The sequence below is a fragment of the Clostridium sp. 1001271st1 H5 genome (assembly GCF_005845215.1).
Classification (GTDB): Bacteria; Bacillota; Clostridia; order Lachnospirales; family Lachnospiraceae; genus Enterocloster.
The window spans coordinates 272,045-294,850 of record NZ_SPHO01000004.1 but is presented as its reverse complement, the minus strand read 5'-3'; the positions used below and the strand labels follow the sequence as shown (position 1 = coordinate 294,850).

General features: G+C 51.5%; 20 protein-coding genes. 18 read left to right on the top strand and 2 right to left on the bottom strand.

What is annotated here, in order from left to right:
• Positions 1-58: 58 nt before the first annotated feature.
• Entirely contained in the window at positions 59-913 is an 855-nt protein-coding gene (pgeF, locus tag FGS84_RS08165) for a peptidoglycan editing factor PgeF (RefSeq protein ID WP_138307421.1), read from the top strand.
• 173 nt (positions 914-1,086) lie between these two features.
• Here the strand turns inward: pgeF and FGS84_RS08160 are convergent, their stop codons facing one another.
• The gene (locus FGS84_RS08160) at positions 1,087-2,295 is read right to left on the bottom strand and encodes a ribose-phosphate pyrophosphokinase (RefSeq protein ID WP_138307419.1); all 1,209 of its coding nucleotides are present in this window, start codon (positions 2,293-2,295) and stop codon (positions 1,087-1,089) included.
• A gap of 282 nt (positions 2,296-2,577) precedes the next feature.
• Here FGS84_RS08160 and FGS84_RS08155 point away from each other — a divergent pair, with 282 nt between their 5' ends.
• From FGS84_RS08155 to FGS84_RS31175, 16 genes are all read left to right on the top strand, one after another.
• Positions 2,578-2,772, top strand: coding sequence for a DUF6472 family protein (locus FGS84_RS08155; RefSeq protein WP_138307417.1), 195 nt, complete (start codon positions 2,578-2,580; stop codon positions 2,770-2,772).
• Positions 2,773-2,852: 80 nt separating this feature from the next.
• Positions 2,853-4,181, top strand: a complete 1,329-nt coding sequence (gene der / locus FGS84_RS08150) for a ribosome biogenesis GTPase Der (RefSeq protein ID WP_138307415.1) — start codon at positions 2,853-2,855, stop codon at positions 4,179-4,181.
• Between the two features lie 23 nt (positions 4,182-4,204).
• On the top strand, positions 4,205-4,846 hold the full coding sequence (gene plsY, locus FGS84_RS08145; RefSeq protein ID WP_138307413.1) for a glycerol-3-phosphate 1-O-acyltransferase PlsY: 642 nt from the start codon (positions 4,205-4,207) through the stop codon (positions 4,844-4,846).
• A gap of 43 nt (positions 4,847-4,889) precedes the next feature.
• Entirely contained in the window at positions 4,890-5,903 is a 1,014-nt protein-coding gene (locus FGS84_RS08140; protein WP_138307411.1) for an NAD(P)H-dependent glycerol-3-phosphate dehydrogenase, read from the top strand.
• A 201-nt stretch (positions 5,904-6,104) separates the two neighbouring features.
• The gene (locus tag FGS84_RS08135) at positions 6,105-7,346 is read left to right on the top strand and encodes an ABC transporter substrate-binding protein (protein ID WP_138307409.1); all 1,242 of its coding nucleotides are present in this window, start codon (positions 6,105-6,107) and stop codon (positions 7,344-7,346) included.
• 150 nt (positions 7,347-7,496) lie between these two features.
• Positions 7,497-8,378, top strand: a complete 882-nt coding sequence (locus FGS84_RS08130; protein WP_138307407.1) for a branched-chain amino acid ABC transporter permease — start codon at positions 7,497-7,499, stop codon at positions 8,376-8,378.
• 8 nt (positions 8,379-8,386) lie between these two features.
• The gene (locus FGS84_RS08125; RefSeq protein WP_138307405.1) at positions 8,387-9,460 is read left to right on the top strand and encodes a branched-chain amino acid ABC transporter permease; all 1,074 of its coding nucleotides are present in this window, start codon (positions 8,387-8,389) and stop codon (positions 9,458-9,460) included.
• Position 9,461: 1 nt separating this feature from the next.
• Entirely contained in the window at positions 9,462-10,220 is a 759-nt protein-coding gene (locus tag FGS84_RS08120) for an ABC transporter ATP-binding protein (protein ID WP_138307402.1), read from the top strand.
• A 14-nt stretch (positions 10,221-10,234) separates the two neighbouring features.
• Positions 10,235-10,945, top strand: a complete 711-nt coding sequence (locus FGS84_RS08115; protein ID WP_138307400.1) for an ABC transporter ATP-binding protein — start codon at positions 10,235-10,237, stop codon at positions 10,943-10,945.
• 104 nt (positions 10,946-11,049) lie between these two features.
• Positions 11,050-12,525 (top strand): stage IV sporulation protein A, encoded by a 1,476-nt coding sequence (gene spoIVA, locus FGS84_RS08110; RefSeq protein ID WP_138307398.1) that lies wholly within the window; start codon positions 11,050-11,052, stop codon positions 12,523-12,525.
• 166 nt (positions 12,526-12,691) lie between these two features.
• On the top strand, positions 12,692-14,293 hold the full coding sequence (locus FGS84_RS08105) for an MBL fold metallo-hydrolase (protein WP_330640917.1): 1,602 nt from the start codon (positions 12,692-12,694) through the stop codon (positions 14,291-14,293).
• A 27-nt stretch (positions 14,294-14,320) separates the two neighbouring features.
• Positions 14,321-14,803 carry a ribonuclease HI gene (rnhA, locus tag FGS84_RS08100; protein WP_138307394.1) on the top strand — a complete coding sequence of 161 codons (483 nt, stop codon included), beginning with the start codon at positions 14,321-14,323 and terminating at the stop codon, positions 14,801-14,803.
• 131 nt (positions 14,804-14,934) lie between these two features.
• Positions 14,935-15,909: a lysozyme inhibitor LprI family protein gene (locus tag FGS84_RS08095; RefSeq protein WP_138307392.1), complete on the top strand. Its 975-nt coding sequence runs from the start codon at positions 14,935-14,937 to the stop codon at positions 15,907-15,909.
• A gap of 179 nt (positions 15,910-16,088) precedes the next feature.
• On the top strand, positions 16,089-18,737 hold the full coding sequence (gene alaS, locus FGS84_RS08090; protein WP_171042565.1) for an alanine--tRNA ligase: 2,649 nt from the start codon (positions 16,089-16,091) through the stop codon (positions 18,735-18,737).
• A gap of 154 nt (positions 18,738-18,891) precedes the next feature.
• Entirely contained in the window at positions 18,892-19,068 is a 177-nt protein-coding gene (gene rpsU / locus FGS84_RS08085) for a 30S ribosomal protein S21 (RefSeq protein ID WP_003504099.1), read from the top strand.
• A 403-nt stretch (positions 19,069-19,471) separates the two neighbouring features.
• Positions 19,472-19,723, top strand: coding sequence for a hypothetical protein (locus tag FGS84_RS31175; RefSeq protein WP_178332074.1), 252 nt, complete (start codon positions 19,472-19,474; stop codon positions 19,721-19,723).
• Between the two features lie 158 nt (positions 19,724-19,881).
• Here FGS84_RS31175 and FGS84_RS08080 read toward each other — a convergent pair whose 3' ends face one another.
• On the bottom strand, positions 19,882-21,627 hold the full coding sequence (locus FGS84_RS08080; protein ID WP_138307388.1) for an NFACT RNA binding domain-containing protein: 1,746 nt from the start codon (positions 21,625-21,627) through the stop codon (positions 19,882-19,884).
• A 293-nt stretch (positions 21,628-21,920) separates the two neighbouring features.
• Here FGS84_RS08080 and FGS84_RS08075 point away from each other — a divergent pair, with 293 nt between their 5' ends.
• Positions 21,921-22,799, top strand: coding sequence for a YicC/YloC family endoribonuclease (locus FGS84_RS08075; RefSeq protein WP_138307386.1), 879 nt, complete (start codon positions 21,921-21,923; stop codon positions 22,797-22,799).
• The last annotated feature ends 7 nt before the right edge of the window (positions 22,800-22,806 follow it).

Below are 22,806 nucleotides of genomic sequence, written 5' to 3'. Positions count from 1 at the left end.
TGACCAGGGCAGATGGCGGGGATGAACGTTCAAACAAGCCCTGGGAGGAAAGGCAGTTATGAATATAAAGTGGAGTTATAAGAATGCAGGCCATGTGTTTGACACAAAAGACAGTACGGGCGTTCCTTACCTCTCGTTCAAAGCACTGGATGATACCGGTCTGGCGGTCAATGGTTTTTCCACCCGCATGGGCGGAGCCAGCAAGGGAAAATTCTCAACCATGAATTTTTCCTACAGCAGAGGAGATGCGGCGGAAGATGTGCTGGAAAACTTTACACGCATGGCAGCTGCCCTGGGAGTGGAGCGCGACCGCATGGTGGTGTCCCACCAGACCCATACAATCAACCTGCGGCGGGTAACGCAGGAGGATGCGGGAAAGGGCGTTATAAGAGACAGGGATTACAGGGACATTGACGGCTTGATTACCAATGTGCCGGGACTTACCCTGGTAACCTTTTACGCGGACTGCGTGCCGCTTTATCTGCTGGACCCGGTGAACAGGGCCATTGGACTCAGCCATTCCGGATGGCGTGGAACGGTAAAACGCATGGGCCGGGTGACAGTGGATGCCATGAAGGAAGCCTTTGGCACGAAACCCGAGGATTTGATTGCCTGCGTGGGCCCCAGCATCTGCCGGGACTGCTTTGAAGTGGGCGGCGAAGTGGCGGAGGAATTTAAGGAGGCCTTTGGTAAGGAACACTGGGAAGAACTGTATTGCAGGGGGAAAAGACCTGGAAAATACCAGCTGGATTTGTGGAAGGCCAATGAAATCATCTTCCGGGAGGCAGGTATCCGGCCGGAGAATATCCATATCACCAACATCTGCACCATGTGCAACAGCGATTACCTCTTTTCACACCGGAAGGCGGGAGAGGAACGGGGAAATCTGGCGGCATTCCTCTGCCTTAAATAGCCTGTGGTATGCAAAGGAGAAAGGGAGATGGGGATGGACCCGGCTGACTGGAGCCTGGTGTGATATCAGCCGGACAACAGGGAACGTTCAGGGAAAACAGAAAATGCACAGTCCGTTTCTGCCATGGACTGTGCATTTTTGTGCGTTGATTTTTGTACACTGCTGCGGGGCTGTTACACAAGCTTCTGGAAATACTCGTATCCGCCGTTCTGGTGCTTCTGGACCAGCTTCTGAATCTTCTCCGTGGGAGAGAGGGAGGCGCCGATGGAACGGTCATGGTTCAGTGAGTTGATGACAGCTGCCAGGTATTTGCTCATATCGGCTTCCAGATACCACTCCCTGTTAAGCAGTTCAGGCGTGCGGTAATTCAGGTTGGTGGTGATGACATAATCCAGATAGCCCTGGTTGTAGTACTCATCAAATTTTTCAAGGCCGTTGGTGAAGAGGCCGAAGGTACAGCAGACAATGACCTTGTCCGCCTTGCGTTCTTTCAGTTCCTTACAGGTATCCAGCATGCTTTCGCCGGAGGATATCATGTCGTCAATGATAAGTACGGTCTTGCCTTCCACGGAAGAACCCAGGAATTCGTGAGCCACGATTGGGTTGCGGCCGTTAATTACCTGTGAATAGTCCCTGCGCTTATAGAACATTCCCATATCCACGCCCAGGTTGTTGGCCAGGTATACGGCGCGGTTCATGGCGCCTTCATCCGGGCTGATGACCATCAGGTGTTCCTGGTCAATGCGGATATTGGAATCATGGGAGAACAGGGCCTTTACAAACTGATATGTGGGCATGAAGTTGTCAAAACCAATCAGCGGAATGGCATTCTGCACCCGGGGGTCATGGGCGTCAAAGGTGATGATGTTTTCCACTCCCAGGGCTGCCAGTTCCTCCAGGGCCATGGCACAGTCCAGGGATTCCCGCTTGCTGCGCTTGTGCTGGCGGCTTTCATATAGGAAGGGCATGACAACGTTAACCCTGTGTGCAGTGGCGGAGCAGGCCCCGATAATACGCTTCAAATCCTGGAAATGGTCGTCCGGCGACATATGGTTGGTATAACCGCTGACCGTATAGGGAATGCTGTAATTCATCACATCCACCATGACGAAAACATCGGTGCCCCTTACGGATTCATTGATGACAGCCTTGCCCTCACCTGTTCCGAATCTGGGACAGCTGCAGCGAAGCAGATAGGAATCCACGTCGTAGCCGCGGTAGTGGAGGTCCTCCTTGCGGCGCATCAGTTCCTCTATGTCATTGCGTCTGAATTGTACAATATGGTCGTTCACCTTGGCTGCAAGATTCTTACAGCTTTCCAGTGCAGCGATTTTTAAAGGCGCTACAGGAAGGGAATCTTTGAATACAAAATTGTTAGCCATGATAGCTTTGCTCCTTTGGTATCATCATTTGTTTGGGAATATCACATATGATTTATACCATTTCCATCTGACCGGGTCAAGGGGTTGATATGATTTCGTCAAAAAAAACAAGACATTTCCAGAAACATTTTCGGAAAATGAACTTTGCATTTACAAAAATAAGTTATATTGCTATGATAGAGGTTAATAAGAAAATGCTTTACAAGTTTGGTCCGGTATAGTAAAATCAAGCGGATGCGAAGAATTTGTGAAAAAGCGTATGTGCTAAAGGATATGTATCAGATGAAACCGGGAAAGAACCATAAGACCAGCTGCGAGTGCTGCGGCAATTACGTATATGATGAGGAAAATGATTACTACATCTGTGAAGTGAATCTGGACGAGGACGAGATGGGACGTTTTTTAAGAGGTACCGTAAGCGCATGCCCTTATTATCAGCCGGATGATGAGTACCGGATTGTGCGCAGGCAGATGTGACATACAGTCGTATCAGATGCTGCATCCATATCAGATGCCGTATCCTTTCAGGTGCTTTATAATGAGGAGGTTATGAAAATATGAGTAAACCAATAGTTGCAATCGTAGGCAGGCCCAATGTGGGCAAGTCTACGTTGTTTAATGTCATAGCGGGAGATACCATTTCCATCGTAAAGGACACGCCGGGCGTGACCAGGGACCGTATTTACGCGGACTGCGACTGGCTGAATATGAATTTTACGCTGATTGACACCGGCGGCATTGAGCCGGATTCCAAGGACATCATTCTGTCCCAGATGAGGGAGCAGGCGGAGATTGCCATTTCCACCGCGGACGTGATTATTTTTATCGTGGATGTGCGCCAGGGTCTGGTGGATTCGGATTCCAAGGTGGCCGACATACTGCGCAAGTCCCACAAGCCGGTGGTGCTGGCTGTGAACAAGGTGGACAGCGTTGCCAAGTACGGCAATGACGTCTATGAGTTCTACAACCTGGGAATCGGAGAGCCCATTGCCGTGTCGGCTGCTTCAAGGCTGGGAATCGGGGATTTGCTGGACGAGGTTGTGAAGCATTTTGACTCGGAGCAGGTGGAGGAAGAGGAGGATGAGCGCCCAAGGATTGCCGTGGTGGGCAAGCCCAATGTGGGAAAATCTTCCATTATAAATAAGCTTCTGGGGGAGAACCGCGTCATTGTGTCGGATATAGCAGGCACCACCAGGGACGCAGTGGACACGGAGGTGGTCCATGAGGGTACGCCCTATGTATTCATTGATACAGCAGGCCTGCGCCGCAAGAGCAGGATAAAGGAGGAGCTGGAGCGCTACAGCATTATCCGCACTGTGTCCGCTGTGGAACGGGCCGATGTGGTGGTGGTGGTCATAGATGCAAAAGAAGGCGTCACGGAGCAGGATGCCAAGATTGCCGGAATTGCCCATGAAAGGGGCAAGGGAATTATCGTGGCCGTGAATAAATGGGATGCCATCGAGAAGACGGACAAGACCATATACGAATACAGCAGGAAAATCAAGGAGGTACTGTCCTTCATTCCTTATGCGGAATATATCTTTATATCCGCGGAAACAGGACAGCGTCTTAACAAGCTTTTTGAGATAATTGACGTGGTGCGCCAGAACCAGAACCTGAGGGTGGCTACGGGCGTGCTCAATGAAATCATGACAGAGGCAGTGGCCATGCAGCAGCCGCCTTCCGACAAGGGAAAACGGCTCAAGATTTACTATATGACCCAGGTGGCTGTGAAGCCTCCTACCTTTGTGGTCTTTGTCAATGACAAGGAGCTGATGCATTTTTCTTATACCAGGTATCTGGAGAACCAAATCAGAAATGCCTTCGGCTTTAAGGGGACATCCCTGAAATTCCTTGTCAGGGAACGAAAAGGAAAAGAGCAGTAGGCATAAGGAAAGGGGGATTAAGCGTGGAACAGATTATTTGTTTGGTCATGGGATATGTCTTTGGGCTATTCCAGACCGGTTTCATCTATGGCAGGTCCAAGGGAATTGACATTCGCCAGCACGGCAGCGGCAATTCGGGAAGCACCAATGCGCTGCGCGTTATGGGAGTCAGGGCCGGACTCATTGTATTCATGGGGGATTTCCTGAAGACAGTGATACCCTGCTTCCTGGTAAGGCTTTTTTTCAGGTCCCAGCCAGGGTATATCTACGTGCTGATACTCTATACAGGCTTCGGCGTCATACTGGGCCATAATTTTCCTTTTTACCTTAAGTTTAAGGGCGGCAAGGGAATTGCGGCTACAGCAGGCATCATGTTTTCCCTGGACTGGCGGCTGACAGCTGTCTGTCTGCTGGCGTTTGTGCTTATAGTGGCAGTCACCAGGTATGTGTCCCTGGGTTCCCTGGTGGTGTCCGCCATTTTCCTGTGCTGGAACATTTACTTCGGCCATTTGGGGGCATACGGACTTGCGCCGGAGGCCAGGCCTCAGTTCTATGCTGTTTCAGCGGTGATTGCGGCCATGGCCTTCTGGAGGCACAGGGCTAATATCGTCAGGCTGGCCCAGGGCAGGGAGAACAAGGTGGGCGCTAAGAAAAAGACAGAATGATATACAAAGGACAGTAAAAAAACAATTAATGGACGGTGAGGTTATGGCATCAATCGGTGTAATCGGGTCAGGCACATGGGGCACGGCCCTGTCAGTTTTACTTAACGGCAATGGACATGGGGTACAGATATGGTCCGCCATTCCACAGGAGATTGCGGAGTTAAAGGAAACGCGCATCCACCGCAACCTTCCGGAGGTAAGGATTCCGGAGACAATCGGACTTACGGATGACCTGGAGGAGGCCATGCGCGGCAAAGACCTTCTGGTACTTGCGGTTCCCTCGGTTTTCGTGAGGCAGACATCACAAAGGATGAAGCCCTACATAAAGAAGGGACAGGTGATAACCAATGTGGCAAAGGGTATCGAGGATAAGAGCCTTATGACCCTGTCCCAGATTATTGAGGAGGAGCTGCCCGAGGCAGAGGTTACAGTCCTTTCAGGACCCAGCCATGCCGAGGAAGTGAGCAGGGGCCTTCCAACCACCTGTGTGGCAGGCGCCCATAAGCGCCATGCGGCCGAGTTTGTCCAGGGCATCTTCATGAGCGAGGTGTTCCGTGTGTATACCAGCCCGGATGTGCTGGGAATTGAACTGGGCGGCGCCCTTAAAAATGTCATTGCCCTGGCCGCCGGCATGGCCGACGGCCTGGGATACGGTGACAATACCAAGGCAGCCCTTATCACCAGGGGAATTGCAGAGATATCCCGTCTGGGCATTGACATGGGAGGCCGGATGGAGACATTTGCCGGGCTTACAGGCATCGGGGACCTGATTGTGACCTGTGCCAGCATGCACAGCCGCAACCGCAGGGCGGGCATACTGATTGGACAGGGCCGAACCATGGAAGAAGCCATGGCAGAGGTGAAAATGGTGGTGGAAGGCGTGTATTCCGCCAAGGCAGCCCTGGCCCTGTCGCAGCAGTACAAGGTGTCCATGCCCATCGTGGAGCAGGTCAACGCCATCCTGTTTGGAGGCATGCCTGCAAAGGAAGCGGTTCTGGAGCTGATGCTCAGGGATAAGCGCATTGAAAACTCGGATTTAGAGTGGACAGAGGAATAAAAAATAGGGGAAAGGAACCAGAAATGGTGCCTTTCCCCTAAAAAATAGCCTGTTTTTGGCGGATTATACCTGCTTTTGCTCTAATTTTTCGGCAAATCATCGAAAATACACCATAATTTTCATGAAACGATTGACAAAACCATTGGGACTACCTATAATATAGAAAGCTTTATATTTTATAGGCAAGAGGAGGAACTAATTATGAAGAAGAGATTTTTAAGTCTTGGCCTGGCAGCCGTTCTGGCAATGTCTTTGACAGCATGCGGCGGTTCCAATACGGCAGAGACCACAAAGGCGGCAGAGACAACTGCGGCAGAAGCAAAGGCAGAGGGAAGCGAGGCAGCTGATACCACCGCAGCGGCAGACACCGGCGCAGCAGGCGGCGTGTTTAAGATTGGCGGCATCGGTCCTGTAACCGGCGGCGCAGCCGTGTACGGCGTGGCTGTACAGCACGGTGCAGAACTGGCGGTAAAGGAAATCAACGAGGCCGGCGGCATTAACGGCGCCCAGATTGAATTCAATTTCCAGGACGATGAGCATGATGCAGAGAAGTCTGTCAATGCTTATAATACATTAAAGGACTGGGGCATGCAGGTGCTGATGGGCACAGTTACCTCCGCTCCATGTATCGCGGTTGCCGATAAGACAGCAGCCGACAACATGTTCCAGATTACACCATCCGGTTCCGCTGTAGAGTGCGCAGCTAACCCCAACGTGTTCCGTATCTGCTTCTCCGACCCGGACCAGGGCGCTGCATCCGCTAAGTACATAGGCGAGAACAAGCTGGCCAGCAAGGTTGCTGTTATCTATGACAGCTCCGATGTATATTCCAGCGGTATCTATGAGAAGTTCGCAGAAGAGTCCGGCAACCAGGGCATTGAGATTGTTGCAGCAGAGGCATTTACCGCTGACAGCAACAAGGATTTCTCCACCCAGTTACAGAAGGCAAAGGATGCAGGCGCTGAGCTGGTATTCCTGCCAATCTACTACACCGAGGCATCCCTGATACTTCAGCAGGCCAGCACCATGGGCTTTGCTCCCCAGTTCTTCGGATGCGACGGTATGGACGGTATCCTTCAGGTTCAGAACTTTGACACCAAGCTGGCAGAGGGACTTATGCTCCTGACACCATTCGCAGCAGACGCAACCGACGACCTGACCGTTAAGTTTGTGGAGAGCTACAAGGCTGCTTACAACGAGGTTCCGGTTCAGTTCGCAGCAGATGCATACGATGCAATCTACGCAATCAAGGCAGCCATGGAAGATGCCAGCGTAGCAACTGATGCAGATGCCAGCACGATTTGCGATGCATTAAAGGCGTCCATGCTGAACATTAAGTTAGACGGTCTGACCGGCGAGGGCATGACCTGGACCGAGGACGGCGAGCCTCACAAGGCGCCAAAGGCTGTTAAGGTAGTGGATGGAGCTTACTCCGCAATGTAATCAGCGCTTCGGAACAAATCAGAAAACCCAACAGAGGGTTGTCACTATGACAACCCTCTTGTTTATAATAACGATATATGATATAATTTTGATTAATCTGTCGCTTTATAGCGATAAACTAAAAAAGACTTCAGACGAAGAGGTGTAGGTATGGGCTTTATTAACTATTTGATTAACGGCGTCAGCCTGGGCAGTGTATATGCCATCATCGCACTTGGATATACAATGGTTTACGGCATTGCCAAGATGCTGAATTTCGCTCATGGCGATGTTATTATGATAGGCAGCTACGTGGTGTTTGTCACGGTCAGCACAATGGGCTTGCCGCCCATGGCGGGAGTCCTTCTTGCAGTGGCCGTATGTACGCTGTTGGGCATGACCATTGAGCGGATTGCTTATAAGCCCTTACGCGGTGCCTCTCCCCTTGCAGTGCTCATAACGGCAATCGGCGTCAGCTACCTGCTGCAGAACGTTGCCCTTCTTATCTTTGGAGCGGATACCAAGTCCTTTACCTCCGTGGTGACCCTGCCTGCCATCAAACTGGCGGGAGGAAACATGACCATCACAGGGGAAACCATTGTCACCATCCTTTCCTGTATCATCATTATGATTGGACTTACCACATTCATCAACAAGTCCAAGGCAGGACAGGCCATGCTGGCTGTTTCAGAGGACAGGGGCGCTGCCACCCTTATGGGAATCAATGTAAACGGCACCATTGCCCTGACATTTGCCATTGGTTCCGCGCTGGCGGCCATAGCGGGCGTGCTGCTCTGTTCCGCTTATCCGTCCCTTACGCCCTATACCGGCTCCATGCCGGGTATCAAGGCCTTCGTTGCAGCTGTATTCGGAGGAATCGGCTCCATTCCCGGTGCATTTATCGGCGGTATCCTTCTGGGCGTCATTGAGATTCTGTCCAAGGCATATATATCCTCACAGATGTCAGATGCCATTGTGTTTTCCGTCCTGATTATCGTGCTTCTTGTGAAGCCTACCGGTATTCTGGGCAAGAAGATTAATGAGAAAGTGTAGGTGCCGGTATGAAGAGCAATGCAAAACGAAAGACATTCATCAATAATATGATTACATACGGCATGGTGGTGGCAGCCTATATCATCATGCAGGCCCTTGTGGGAACCGGACATATATCCAGCCTTATGAAGGGACTTCTGGTTCCTTTCTGTATCTATGTTATCATGGCAGTATCCCTGAACCTGACCGTGGGCATTCTGGGTGAGCTGAGTCTGGGCCACGCCGGTTTTATGTGCGTGGGGGCTTTTGCCGGCGCCCTGTTTTCAAAGTGCATGAAGGGGGCCATTGACCCCACCCTGGGAATGGTGATTGCCATCCTTATCGGAGCTGTTACGGCAGCCCTGTTCGGCGTTATCATCGGAATTCCCGTACTGAGGCTGAGGGGCGACTACCTGGCCATTGTGACTCTGGCCTTTGGCGAGATTATCAAGAACCTGGTCAATGCCGTATATCTGGGCCGGGATGCTTCGGGCTTTCATATCTCCTTTAAGGATTCCATGTCCTTAAAGATGGGAGAGGGCGGGGAAATCCTGATTAAGGGCGCCCAGGGCATAACGGGAACGCCGCAGGCAGCCACCTTTACCATAGGCGTCATCCTGGTGCTCATCACCCTGTTTATTGTCATGAACCTGGTAAACTCCCGCACAGGCCGCGCCATCATGGCTATCCGTGACAACCGGATTGCAGCGGAGTCCATCGGCATCAACATCACCAAGTACAAGCTGCTGGCATTCTCCATTTCCGCCGGACTTGCAGGCATTGCAGGCGTACTGTATGCCCATAACCTGACCACTCTGACAGCCCTTCCCAAGAACTTCGGATACAACATGTCCATCATGATTCTGGTATACGTGGTACTGGGCGGCATCGGAAACATCCGCGGCTCCGTCATCGCAACGGTCATCCTCTATCTCCTTCCGGAGATGCTCCGCGGACTCAGCAATTACCGTATGCTTATGTACGCAATTGTGCTGATTCTGGCCATGCTTTTCAATTCCGCGCCCCAGTTTGTGGTGATGCGGGAGCGCGTGGCGGAGAAATTCAGCAGAAAAGACAAGAAACCGGCAAAGGAGGCAGCATAAGATGGCATTACTTGAAGTTAAGAATTTGAGCATATCTTTTGGCGGCCTTAAGGCGGTTGACAATTTTCAAATCAGCATCGAAAAAGGACAGCTTTACGGCCTTATCGGACCCAACGGAGCCGGCAAGACCACTATTTTCAACCTGCTGACAGGCGTGTATAAGCCGGACGCGGGAAGCATTGAGCTGGCAGGAGTCAATATTACCGGCAGGAAAACTACGGAAATCAACCAGGCCGGCATTGCCAGGACCTTCCAGAACATCCGTCTGTTTAAGGATTTGTCTGTTCTGGATAATGTAAAGGCAGGCCTGCACAATCATTACAGGTATTCCACCACAGCCGGAATCTTCCGTTTCCCCAGCTATTTCAAGGTGGAGAAGCAGATGGATGAGAGAGCCATGGAGCTGCTGAAGGTATTCGGTCTGGATGAGGAGTGCGACTATAAGGCATCCAACCTTCCCTACGGCAAGCAGAGAAAGCTGGAGATAGCCAGGGCCCTGGCCACGGAGCCGAAGCTGCTTCTCCTGGATGAGCCTGCGGCGGGAATGAATCCCAACGAGACAGCGGAACTCATGGATACCATCCGTTTTGTGAGGGATAATTTTGATATGACCATCCTTCTGATTGAACATGATATGAAGCTTGTAAGCGGCATTTGCGAAGAACTGACGGTTCTCAACTTCGGGCAGGTTCTGTGCCAGGGCGAGACAGGCGCAGTGCTTCACAATCCGGAAGTTGTCAAAGCATATCTTGGTGAATAGGAGGAGCGTATAATATGGCTATGCTTGAAGTCAGGGACCTGGAAGTATACTACGGTGTAATCCAGGCCATAAAAGGAATCTCCTTTGATGTGAACCAGGGAGAAATCGTGGCGCTGATTGGCGCCAATGGGGCAGGGAAGACCACGACCCTGCATACCATTACCGGCCTTATCAGTGCGAAAACAGGGAAAATCGTATACGAGGGTACAGACATAACCAGGGTTCCCGGTTATAAGCTGGTGGGCATGGGAATTGCCCATGTGCCGGAGGGAAGGCGTGTGTTCGCCACCCTCACGGTGCTTCAGAACCTGAAGATGGGCGCTTATACAAGAAAAGACAAGGAAGAGATTGATTCCACGCTGAAGATGATATACCAGCGTTTTCCGCGTCTGGAGGAGCGCAAGAACCAGCTGGCAGGCACATTGTCCGGCGGAGAGCAGCAGATGCTTGCCATGGGAAGGGCACTTATGAGCCATCCCAGGATGATTGTCATGGACGAGCCCTCCATGGGACTTTCCCCTATCTATGTAAATGAGATATTTGATATCATCCAGAAGATAAACGGAGATGGAACCACCGTGCTTCTGGTGGAACAAAACGCTAAAAAGGCCCTTTCCATTGCCCATAAGGCTTATGTCCTGGAGACAGGCAACATTGCCCTCAGCGGAGATGCAAAGGAACTCATGAACAATGACCAGGTAAAAAAAGCTTATCTCAGTGAATAAGGTGCGCTGTCTGAACAGCTGCGGTAAAACTGCATGCATCAGTACCAGGCATATACACATACCCCCCTGCATATACTATAAAAGCATAGCAAGGGGGTATATCTATGGACAATTTTAATGTATACAAGGATATTCAAGCGAGAACAGGCGGAGAGATTTACATAGGCGTAGTGGGGCCGGTCCGCACAGGCAAATCTACCTTCATAAAGCGGTTCATGGAACTGCTGGTGCTCCCTGCAATGGAGGATGAGAACCTGCGCAACCTGAGCCGGGATGAGCTGCCACAGAGTGCGGCCGGCAAGACCATCATGACCACGGAACCAAAGTTTATTCCCAAGGAAGCGGCCAGCATCAATCTGGCAGACGGAATTGAGGCCAAGGTAAGGGTCATTGACTGCGTGGGCTTTATGGTAGAGGGAGCAGCCGGTCATGTGGAAAACGGCGAGGAGCGTCTGGTAAAGACGCCATGGTTTGACTATGACATTCCATTTACCCAGGCAGCGGAAATCGGAACCAGAAAGGTTATCAACGACCATTCCACCATTGGAATCGTTGTGACCACGGACGGAACCATAGGGGAAATCAAACGCCCCGGATACATAGCGGCTGAGAAGCAGACCATTGATGAGCTTAAGAAGCTGGGAAAACCGTTTGTGGTACTTTTGAACTCCACAAAACCCTATTCAGACGAGACTGCCAGGCTGGCCAGGGAAATGTCTGAGGCCTACGGCGTATCGGTGCTGCCTGTAAACTGCGAGCAGCTTAAGAAAGAGGATATCTTCCATATCCTGGAACGCGTTCTGAAGGAATTTCCTGTGACTGAGATGGATTTTCATATACCGAAATGGCTGGAAATCCTGCCGTCCACCCATTGGCTGAAGGCCCAGGTTATCCAGGCTGCCAGGAATGTAATCCAGAAGGTGACCCATATGAAGGATGTGTCAGAGGAGCTGGAGCAGCAGCATACGGACACCATCCGTTCCATGAATATCAGGAACATGCAGATGGCGGACGGCAGGGTGGGTGTCCAGGTGGATATGGACGACAGCTATTATTACCAGATTCTCAGCGACTATGTGGGACTGCCCATTGAAGGGGAGTACCAGCTTATGCAGACCTTAAGCAGCCTGGCCAACATGCAGAAGGAATATGAAAAGGTGCAGAACGCCCTGTCCCAGGTGCGGTTAAAGGGGTACGGGGTAGTGACTCCGGAACGCTCGGAAATTGTGCTGGATGAGCCGCAGGTCATCAAGCACGGCAACAAGTACGGGGTGAAAATGAAGGCGGAAGCACCGTCCATCAACCTGATTAAGGCCCACATTGAGACGGAGATAGCGCCTATTGTGGGAAGCGAGCAGCAGGCCCAGGATTTGATTGCCTACATAAAGGAAAATGCCAGGGAAAGCGATGACGGAATCTGGAATACCAATATCTTTGGAAAATCCATTGAACAGATTGTGGAGGACGGTATCCAGGCCAAGGTGTCCCAGATGACGGAGGACTGCCAGCTGAAGCTGCAGGATACCCTGCAGAAAATCATCAATGACAGCAACGGCGGTATGATATGCATCATTATATAAAATCAACAAGACTGGGAATCCATGTTGAGAGAAGGACTATTCACAGAAAATTGTGCAAATATTACAATACGATTTGCATTCTTATGGGGAATATGATATACTGTAGCTATAATTGACAGAATATTCTTAGGGCAAGACTATATTATACTCAGAGGGGAGAATGCAGATGAGACTTACATTTATCGGGGCCGACCATGAGGTAACGGGCAGCTGTCATTTTCTGGAGGTGGGAAATACCAAGGTACTGATTGACTGCGGTATGGAACAGGGAAACAATGTATACCAGAATGCGGAGCTGCCCGTTGGGTATCATGAAATTGACTATGTGCTTCTGACCCATGCACATATTGACCATGCCGGTATGCTTCCCTGGATTCACGCCAGGGGATTCAGAGGCCAGGTCATAACCACCTATGCCACCGCCGACCTGTGCAACATTATGCTTAAGGACAGCGCCCATATACAGGAGATGGAGGCTGAGTGGAAGAACCGGAAAGCGCGCCGCGCAGGCCGGGGTGAGGTGGAAGCCCTCTATACCATGCAGGATGCGGAGGATGTGCTGAAGCATTTTGAGGGAGTGGCCTATGGGCAGGTATTTAAGCTCAATGACAACCTGACCCTGCGTTTTACGGATGTGGGGCATTTATTGGGTTCTGCTTCCATAGAGATATGGGCCACCGAGGGCGCCAGCAAGAAGAAAATCGTATTTTCCGGCGACATTGGAAATAAGAACAAGCCTTTGATCCGCGACCCCCAGTATATTGCGGAAGCTGATTATGTGGTGATGGAATCCACCTACGGCAACCGCTACCATAAAAAGGATGTAAACCATGTGGACAGTCTGGCCGGAATTATTCAGGAGACACTGGACCGGCAGGGGAATGTGGTCATCCCGGCCTTTGCAGTGGGACGTACCCAGGAGCTGCTGTATCTGATACGCCATATTAAGGAAGAACGGCTTGTAACGGGCCATGACAGCTTTGAGGTCTATGTAGACAGTCCCCTGGCCGTGGAGGCTACCCATGTGTTTAAGGACAATATGCTGGAGTGCTATGACGATGAGACAAAGGCGCTGGTGGAGCGGGGAATCAACCCCATTGATTTTCCCGGACTGAAGCTTTCCATTACCAGTGAGGAATCCAAAAACATAAACTTTGACATGACGCCCAAGGTCATTATTTCAGCGGCAGGCATGTGCGATGCAGGCCGTATACGCCACCATCTGAAGCACAACCTGTGGAGGCCGGAATGTTCTGTTGTGTTTGCAGGATACCAGGCAGAGGGAACCCTGGGGCGGATTCTGCAGGACGGTGCCCAGACCGTGAAGATATTTGGTGAGGAAATCGATGTGAGGGCCCATATAGAGACCATGGAGGGTATCAGCGGCCATGCGGACAGGGACGGGCTTATTACATGGATATCTGCATTTGAGAAGAAACCGGACTATGTTTTTGTGGTCCATGGAAGCGAGGAATCCTGCGTATCCTTCACGGATGTGCTGAATACCCAGCTGAAGCTGGCGGCCAAGGCGCCTTTTTCCGGCTCCCAGTTTGACCTTATAAAAGGCTTCTGGATTAAAGAGACAGAGGGCGTTCCCATTGAGAAGGAGACAGCAGCCAAACGCAGGGCCAGCGGTGTTTACACCAGGCTGGTGGATGCGGGAAAGATGCTGATGGATGTTATACACCGCAATGAAGGCGGCGCAAATAAGGACCTGACCCGGTTTACGGAACAGATTCTTTCCCTGTGCGATAAATGGGACAGATAACATGTTACTGACAGGAGATATTGACACATGACGAAAGTACAGATTTACACAGACGGTTCCGCCAGGGGAAATCCTGACGGCCCGGGAGGTTACGGGACAGTGCTTCATTTCACGGACAGCAGCGGACATCTTCATGAGAAGACCATGTCCGGCGGGTATGTGCGCACCACCAACAACCGGATGGAACTGATGGCTGCCATTGTAGGGCTGGAGGCGTTAAACCGGCCCTGCCAGGTGGAATTATATTCGGATTCCAAATACCTGACAGACGCATTTAACCAACACTGGATTGACAGCTGGGTGGCAAAGAACTGGAACCGCGGAAAAAGCGGGCCGGTAAAGAACATCGACCTCTGGAAGCGCCTGCTGAAGGCCAAGGAGCCCCACCAGGTGAAATTCATCTGGGTAAAAGGACATGCAGGCCATCCTGAAAACGAGAGATGCGATGCCCTGGCTACCTCTGCGGCAGACGGTGGGAATCTGATGACAGACGAGGGTCTGGAGGCATAAACAGACAAGAAGAATCTGTTTCTGATTTTCTTACGTATCTCTTACAATCTATTACTCCTTTTATCTTCGTATTTCTTTTCTGCCTCTTTTGTGATAAGGTTAATACAAGATTATGGCAGGGATGTGTTGCGATGAAAGATAAACGGATATGGATTGTAATTGGCTGTATCCTGGTCATAGGAACTGGTGTTACCCACTACACCAAATACTATGTGAACAGCCAGGGAGCAGCCGTGACGGCTGAGTCCACAGCAGGAGCGGCAGAAACGGCGGCGCCGTCCGCTGCACCGGCTGCCGGACAGCAGGATACAGAGGCAGGGGGAACGGACCCGGCTATGGCGGCAGGCAGGCCGCCATCCGCAACTCCTGCGGAGCGAAGGATGACAGGAGATGGGGGACAGGGAAGGGCGGCTTCCAAAGAGGCAGGACCTGGGGGTACCGTGTCTGGAAATACAGGCCCTGGAGCAGCAGGTTCCGGAGCAGCAGGCCTTGGAGCGGCTCCGGCAGCAGAGGCAGCAGGGGCCTTTGCTTCGGACCAGGCAGCTCCTGCAATGGCGGATGAGGCTGAGGAGACAGCCGCCGCCGGCACCGCAGTGGCCGCTGCCAGCGGCGGGGCGGCTGTTCCGGAAACTGCGGCGGCGGAGGATATGCCCATTTCCCCGCTCACAGGAGCCAGGACCAGGGAGTATAAGACAAACCTTATGGTAGACTACCGCAAGCGGCTGGAGGATTTGGATACCCAGATTCTTAAGATGCGGGAGGAGGAAACAGATTCCAATGTATATTCCATCAAGACCTCAGCGGAGACAGAGCTTAAACTGTGGGAGGGGGAGCTGAATTCCATTTACAACGCCCTGATGGAGATGCTGTCCCAGGAGGATGCGGCAAAGCTGGCTTCTGAACAGCAGGAATGGCTTAAGAACCGGGATGCCAGGGCGGCGGAAAGCACCGGCAGGAACAGCGGTTCCATGGAAGGAATCAGCTATGCGGCCGCGCTGGCCAATCTGACCAGGGACAGGGCTTATGAACTGGCAGGCCGCTACGAGGAAGCCAACGGAGTGTTTTACGAGGACGGGGATGCTTCTTCCGGGGTATCGCCCCAATGAGTCAAAGCGCGGGATGAACGGTCCGGATGATGAGGTCTGTTTCTTGCAGTCAAGAGGGAAAACCAATGGAAAATCATTGGTTTTCCCTCTCATTTTTGTTAAGACAGTCTTGATAATTACATAGCGTTATGGTAAAATGACGGTTATGTAATTAGAGCAATGATATGGAGGAAAATAAAGTGAAAGAACCACAGTACCGCGGCGTGAACGAGCTGCGCCGGATGTTCCTTGAATTTTTCGAGAGCAAGGGCCATCTGGCAATGAAGAGCTTTTCACTGGTGCCGCATAATGATAACAGCCTGCTTTTAATCAATTCCGGAATGGCTCCATTGAAGCCGTATTTCACAGGACAGGAGATTCCGCCCAGGAACCGTGTGACCACCTGCCAGAAGTGTATCCGCACCGGCGACATTGAAAATATAGGAAAGACAGCCCGTCACGGCACCTTTTTTGAGATGCTGGGCAATTTCTCATTTGGGGATTATTTTAAGACCGAAGCCATTCACTGGACCTGGGAATTCCTGACCGAGGTGGTGGGACTGGACCCGGACAGGCTGTATCCCAGCGTATACCTGGATGACGATGAAGCCTTTGATATCTGGAATAAGGAAATCGGCATTCCGGCTGAGCGCATCTTCAAGTTCGGCAAGGAGGACAACTTCTGGGAGCACGGCTCCGGCCCCTGCGGTCCCTGTTCCGAGGTGTATTACGACAGAGGCGAGGCCTTTGGCTGCGGTAAGCCGGGATGCACGGTGGGCTGTGACTGCGACCGCTATATAGAGGTATGGAATAACGTATTTACCCAGTTTGACAATGACGGACATGGCCATTATACCGAGCTGGAGCACAAGAACATTGATACGGGAATGGGACTGGAGCGTCTGGCCGTGGTGGTCCAGGGCGTGGACTCCCTGTTTACGGTTGACACCAATAAGGCGCTTTTGGACAGGGTGTGCCAGCTTGCGCATACAGAGTATCAGAAGGACCATGAGACAGACGTGTCCCTGCGTATTGTTACGGACCATGTTAAGTCCTGTACCTTCATGATTTCAGACGGAATCATGCCCTCCAACGAGGGAAGGGGCTATGTGCTCCGCCGCCTTCTGCGCCGGGCTGCCCGACATGGAAGGAAGCTGGGGATTGAGGGCAGGTTCCTTGCAGGCCTTTCCGAGACAGTCATCGGGCTGTCCAAGGACGGTTATCCTGAGCTGGAAGAGAAGTCTGCCATGATTTTTAAGGTACTGGCTGAGGAAGAGGAAAAGTTCAATAAGACCATTGACCAGGGGCTGAGCATCCTGGGCGAGATGGAGGAAGAGATGCACAAGACCGGGGACAAGTGTCTCTCAGGAGCCAATGCATTTAAGCTGTATGATACCTACGGATTCCCTCTGGACCTTACCAGGGAAATCCTGGAGGAGAGAGGCTGTTCCGTGGACGAGGACGGCTTTGCCGCTGCCATGAAGGAGCAGAAGGAAAAGGCCAGAAATGCCCGCAAAACCACCAATTACATGGGGGCCGACGTGACGGTATACCAGTCCATCGACCCTGCTGTTACCACTGAATTCATCGGCTATGACAAACTGACGGCCGACTCCAGGGTGACGGTGCTGACCACGGAGGACGAGCTTGTGCAGGCCCTTACAGACGGCCAGAAGGGCACCATTATCGTGGAGCAGACCCCGTTCTACGGAACCATGGGCGGCCAGCAGGGAGATACTGGTGTTATTTCCAATGAAAACGGCACCTTTAAGGTAGAAGATACCATCCACCTTCAGGGCGGCAAGGTAGGCCATGTGGGTATCATGACAAAGGGCATGTTCCAGGTGGGCGAGACAGTGACCCTGTCCGTGTGCGCCCACAACCGCGCTCTTACATGCAAGAACCACAGCGCCACCCATCTGCTTCAGAAGGCCCTGCGCAAGGTTTTGGGGGACCATGTGGAGCAGGCTGGTTCCTACGTGGATGCAGGCAGACTGCGTTTTGACTTCACCCATTTTTCAGCAATGACACCGGATGAAATCAGGAAGGTTGAGGAAATTGTGAACCAGGAAATCCAGGCAGGTCTTCCTGTGGTCACCCAGGTCATGACCCTGGATGAGGCCAAGAAGACAGGAGCCATGGCCCTGTTCGGTGAAAAATACGGAGAAAAGGTCCGCGTGGTCCGCATGGGGGATTTCTCCACAGAGCTCTGCGGCGGTACCCATGTTCCCAATACAGGCACCATTGCATATTTTAAGATTATATCCGAGGCAGGTATTGCCGCCGGCGTAAGGCGTATTGAAGCGCTTACATCCGAGGGGCTTATGAAGCATTACCAGGAGGTGGAGGAGGAGCTGCATGAGGCAGCCAGGACAGCCAAGACAACACCGTCCGCTCTGACTTCCAAGATACAGTCCCTTCTGGAAGAGATTAAGGCCCTTCATTCTGAAAATGAGAAGCTTAAGAGCAAGCTGGCCAATGATTCCTTAGGAGATGTCATGAGCCAGGTCAGGGAAGTAAACGGACTGAAGGTTCTGGCTGCCAGGGTGGCCGGAGTGGACATGAACGGCATGAGGAACTTAGGCGACCAGTTAAAGGACAAGCTGGGAGAAGGCGTGATTGTGCTGGCCTGCGAGCAGGACGGCAAGGTAAACCTGATGGCAACAGCCACAGACTCAGCCCAGAAAAAGGGAGCCCACGCAGGCAACCTGATTAAGGCCATAGCAGGTCTTGTGGGCGGAGGCGGAGGCGGCCGCCCCAACATGGCCCAGGCCGGCGGCAAGAATCCGGCAGGTATTGACGACGCCCTTAAGAAGGCGGTTGAGACAGTGGAAGAACAGACAAAATAATATGTGTGCAGATAAAATTTAAAAATAAATGTAAGAATTATAAAATAATTCTTGACGTACGGTATTTTTATGCTATAATCATAGCAGTGCTAAAAATACCCAAACAGTTGTATTATGCACAATTACACAACTGGAGGGAGGTTAGGTGTGAGCGATGTCAAACGTAATTGTTAAAGATAACGAGAGCTTAGACAGTGCTTTACGCAGATTCAAAAGAAACTGTGCAAAGGCTGGCATTCAGCAGGAAATTCGTAAGAGAGAGCATTACGAGAAGCCAAGCGTAAGACGTAAGAAAAAGTCTGAAGCTGCTCGTAAGCGCAAGTACAACTAATTCACTGGTTGGATTAGGTGTTAATGTAATGGAAAATCAACTGGCTGTCATAAGAAATTGTGGCAGGCAGTTGTTTTTTTGCTTTTTTCTATGGAGTGGGTGGGAGAGGTACGTCCAGAGGGAGGGGCAGGGCGGGGAGGGTTAAGGCTGCGGGGGCTGGTTCCGGAGCAGGTAATACTAAGGCCCTGACAGCACTGAATGAGGGGCACCGATGGCATTCACTGAGAATTTCTGAAGAAATTCTCAGCTCAGGCCCTCTCGAAAGCTTGCTTTGAGGCAAGCTTTCGTCCCCTCATTCAGCGCTGCCAGGACCTAAGTATTACTTCTCCTCCTCCACAACCCCCCGCAGCCTTAACCCTCCCTGCCCTGCCCCTCCCTCCGGACTGTCTTCTCCGGCCATAACATGAGAAAAAATGAAAAAATAAAAGACAGTGAAAGCTGTCAGTGGGGTAAAGGACTGAAAAAATTTGTTTATGGGCGGTACTTATTTCCAGCTGATTTGGATTTATATAACTGGCGGCAGGGATACACAGTCTGCGGAGAGGGGGAGCCGGGATTGGGGGCTTGTGCAGGAGGAGTAGTAATACTTAGGTCCTGGCGGTACAAAATGAGGGGACGAAAGCTTGCCTCAAAGCAAGCTTTCGAGAGGGCCTGAACCCAGAATTTCTTCAGAAATTCTGGGTGAATGCCATCGGTGCCCCTCATTTTGTGCTGTCAGGGCCTTAGTATTACCTCCTCCGGAACCAGTCCCCAATCCCGGCTCCCCCTCTCCGCGGACGTACCGCATCCACCCCCTACAATATAACTCCCAAATCACCCCACCTCATTCAACTTACACTCCGGTGCCGCCACCAAAGAATAGTTGGTATGGTAAATCACGAATCCGGGTGCTGCTCCGGCTACTTTTTTGATGTTCTTTTTCTGGATGTAGTCGATTTCTACTTTGTCATTGTCCCGGCCTTTGGAATAGTAGGCGGCCAGGGAGCCGGCTTCCTCGAAGAGACGGTCGGGCAGGTCGGTGCGGCCTTCTGTCTTTACGATGACATGGGAGCCTGGGATGCCTTTGGCGTGGAACCACCAGTCATTGCCTGTGGCCAGCTTGAAGGTGAGCTCCTCGTTCTGGTAGTTGTTCTTTCCCACATAGATGTGGAAACCGTCGGAGGAAATGTAGTGGAAGGGCTTGCTGGTGATTTTCGGCTTCTTGTCGCTTGAACGGCGTTTTTTTACGTAGCCGTATTCCATTAATTCTTCCTTAATCTGCACCAGGTCGTTTTCTGCCAGGGCGATGTCCAGGGCGGAGCTGATGGATTCCAGATGGTCGATTTCAGCCTTGGTTTCTTTTGTCAGGTCTGTCAGGGCTTCGTAGGTGCGCTTTAGTTTGTTGTATTTGTCAAAGTGCTTTTTGGCGTTGTCCTTGGCTGACAGCTGTGTGTCCAGGGGAATGGTGATTTCCTCGTTGGTATAGTAGTTTAAGCAGGTAAAGGACTTTTCGCCGCCCGTGAGTTCGTAGCCGTAGGTGTTCAGGAGCTCGCCGTATATACGGTATTTTTCGCGTTTTTCCGTGTCCTTAAGCTGCTTCAGCTGCAAATCGTATTTTTTGTAGTTGCGCTCCAGGGCTGTCTGGACAATCCGGCGCAGGTCTGAGGATTTCTGGCGGATTCTGGTGATGGTGTCCCGGGAGGCATAGTATTCCTCCAGCAGACGGCTCATGGAACGGAAGGACTGGCTGCGGTAAGCGCCGCCCTGGTAACAGGTCAGGGGAAAGGCAGCGTATTCTGCCGGCCCCTCTTCTCCGTAGACAATGGCCGGTGCAAAACGGCCCTCTCTTACATCCTCCATCAGCAGTGAGAAGGTGTTGAAGAGATGGAGGAGTTCTGCTTCGGACAGCTCTGAAGCGCCGTAGTCCGAATCAATGCTTGCCAGGTGGCATATCTCCTCGGCCATAATGGGACTGATGCCTGTGAGATGGTTGTACAGGGCTTTCTGGACAGCCATGGAGGAAGCGCCGATTGTCCGGCGGAAGGTTTCCCCGGTGACTGTAAGCGGATTTTCCTTGGCAACGGTCTGCGGGATGAAATAGGAGCGTCCAGGCAGTACCTCGCGGACAGAGCTGACCTGGGCGGATACATGTTTGATGCTGTCGATGATGGTGCCGTCCTCCCTGCAGAAAATAATGTTGCTGTGCTTGCCCATGATTTCCACAATCAGCTTTTTGCGGCACAAATCGCCCATCTCATCCAGATGCTCCAGCTCGAACTGTATGATGCGCTCCAGGCCGGGCTGGCTGATGTCCACGATTCTGGCGCTGCCAATGTGCTTGCGCAGCAGCATGCAGAAATTAGGCGCTGTCATGGGACTGGGCTTGTTCTTGTCCGTCAGGTAGATAAGGGGCAGGCTTGCGCTGGCCGATATCTGCAGGCGGTAATTTTCCTTGTTATTCTTAATGGCTATGAGAAGCTCGTCCTTTTCGGGCTGGGCGATTTTAGAAATGCGTCCGCCTTCAAGGGCTTCCTTGAACTCATGAACCAGATTTGCTATGGTGATGCCGTCAAATGCCATATGATATATACACTCCTGTCGGGCCTGTATTAACGCTGGAAACGCCGTATAAATGGGGATGGGGCTGAAAGAAAGGATTTCCCAGTCCATGGCATGTCCGGGCGCCGGGGCCGCTGAATATAAGAATACCATAAATTGAAGGAATAGAAAAGGCCGTGGTGCTTCTTTGAGAAAAGTAACGGTTCATACATCCTGTGGGAAAATTGCTTTGTTGAACAATTTGTTGACTTGATTCACCAGATGAATTATAATACTAACTAACTATGGATAAAAGCGAAAGAGAGGCATTCGTTATGTTAAAAAGCATGACTGGTTTCGGCAGATGCGAAAATGTGACGGACGAGTACAAGATTTCTGTCGAGATGAAAGCCGTAAATCACAGATATCTGGATTTGAGTATTAAGATGCCCAAGAAGTTCAATTATTTTGAGGCTTCCATCCGGACATTCCTTAAGAAATATATCCAGAGGGGAAAAGTGGATTTATTCATCAACTATGAGGATTACACAGAAGGCAACATGTGTCTTAAGTACAACCGGGCGCTGGCTGCTGAATATATGGAGTACTTTAACAGGATGTCGGATGAGTTTGGAATCCAGAACGATGTGAAGGTGTCGGCCCTGGCCAAGTTTCCGGAGGTGCTTACCATGGAACAGGTGCCGGACGATGAGGAGCATTTGTGGGAAATCCTTTCCGGAGCCCTGGAGGAGGCCGCTGTCAAGTTTGTGGAGTCCAGGGAGATTGAGGGAGAACATCTTAAGAAGGACCTGCTGGGCAAGCTGGACTATATGGAGACGCTGGTGGATTTCATCGAAGAGCGTTCCCCGCAGATTTTGGCAGAGTACAGGAACCGGCTGGAGGACAAGGTAAAGGAGCTTTTAAGCAGCACAGCCATGGAGGAGAGCCGTATCGCGGCCGAGGTTACCATCTATGCGGATAAGATATGCGTTGATGAGGAGACAGTGCGCCTCAGAAGCCATATACACAATACCAGGAATGAGCTTTTAAGCGGGGAGAGCGTTGGACGCAAGCTGGACTTCATTGCCCAGGAGATGAACCGGGAGGCTAATACCATTCTGTCCAAGTCCACGGACCTGTCCATCTCGGACAAGGCCATTGCCCTGAAGACCGAGATTGAGAAGGTTAGGGAGCAGATACAGAATATCGAATAAGTACATT

What these genes read in the sequence shown, in the direction of transcription:
- FGS84_RS08115 (WP_138307400.1), top strand. Translation starts at nt 10,235, where the DNA reads ATGGCTATGCTTGAAGTCAGGGACCTGGAAGTATACTACGGTGTAATC.
- FGS84_RS08105 (WP_330640917.1), top strand. Translation starts at nt 12,692, where the DNA reads ATGAGACTTACATTTATCGGGGCCGACCATGAGGTAACGGGCAGCTGT.
- FGS84_RS08140 (WP_138307411.1), top strand. Translation starts at nt 4,890, where the DNA reads ATGGCATCAATCGGTGTAATCGGGTCAGGCACATGGGGCACGGCCCTG.
- der (WP_138307415.1), top strand. Translation starts at nt 2,853, where the DNA reads ATGAGTAAACCAATAGTTGCAATCGTAGGCAGGCCCAATGTGGGCAAG.
- FGS84_RS08155 (WP_138307417.1), top strand. Translation starts at nt 2,578, where the DNA reads ATGAAACCGGGAAAGAACCATAAGACCAGCTGCGAGTGCTGCGGCAAT.
- FGS84_RS08075 (WP_138307386.1), top strand. Translation starts at nt 21,921, where the DNA reads ATGTTAAAAAGCATGACTGGTTTCGGCAGATGCGAAAATGTGACGGAC.
- rpsU (WP_003504099.1), top strand. Translation starts at nt 18,892, where the DNA reads ATGTCAAACGTAATTGTTAAAGATAACGAGAGCTTAGACAGTGCTTTA.
- FGS84_RS08120 (WP_138307402.1), top strand. Translation starts at nt 9,462, where the DNA reads ATGGCATTACTTGAAGTTAAGAATTTGAGCATATCTTTTGGCGGCCTT.
- FGS84_RS08095 (WP_138307392.1), top strand. Translation starts at nt 14,935, where the DNA reads ATGAAAGATAAACGGATATGGATTGTAATTGGCTGTATCCTGGTCATA.
- spoIVA (WP_138307398.1), top strand. Translation starts at nt 11,050, where the DNA reads ATGGACAATTTTAATGTATACAAGGATATTCAAGCGAGAACAGGCGGA.
- FGS84_RS08160 (WP_138307419.1), bottom strand. Translation starts at nt 2,295, where the DNA reads ATGGCTAACAATTTTGTATTCAAAGATTCCCTTCCTGTAGCGCCTTTA.
- FGS84_RS08135 (WP_138307409.1), top strand. Translation starts at nt 6,105, where the DNA reads ATGAAGAAGAGATTTTTAAGTCTTGGCCTGGCAGCCGTTCTGGCAATG.
- pgeF (WP_138307421.1), top strand. Translation starts at nt 59, where the DNA reads ATGAATATAAAGTGGAGTTATAAGAATGCAGGCCATGTGTTTGACACA.
- FGS84_RS31175 (WP_178332074.1), top strand. Translation starts at nt 19,472, where the DNA reads ATGAGAAAAAATGAAAAAATAAAAGACAGTGAAAGCTGTCAGTGGGGT.
- FGS84_RS08130 (WP_138307407.1), top strand. Translation starts at nt 7,497, where the DNA reads ATGGGCTTTATTAACTATTTGATTAACGGCGTCAGCCTGGGCAGTGTA.
- FGS84_RS08125 (WP_138307405.1), top strand. Translation starts at nt 8,387, where the DNA reads ATGAAGAGCAATGCAAAACGAAAGACATTCATCAATAATATGATTACA.
- rnhA (WP_138307394.1), top strand. Translation starts at nt 14,321, where the DNA reads ATGACGAAAGTACAGATTTACACAGACGGTTCCGCCAGGGGAAATCCT.
- FGS84_RS08080 (WP_138307388.1), bottom strand. Translation starts at nt 21,627, where the DNA reads ATGGCATTTGACGGCATCACCATAGCAAATCTGGTTCATGAGTTCAAG.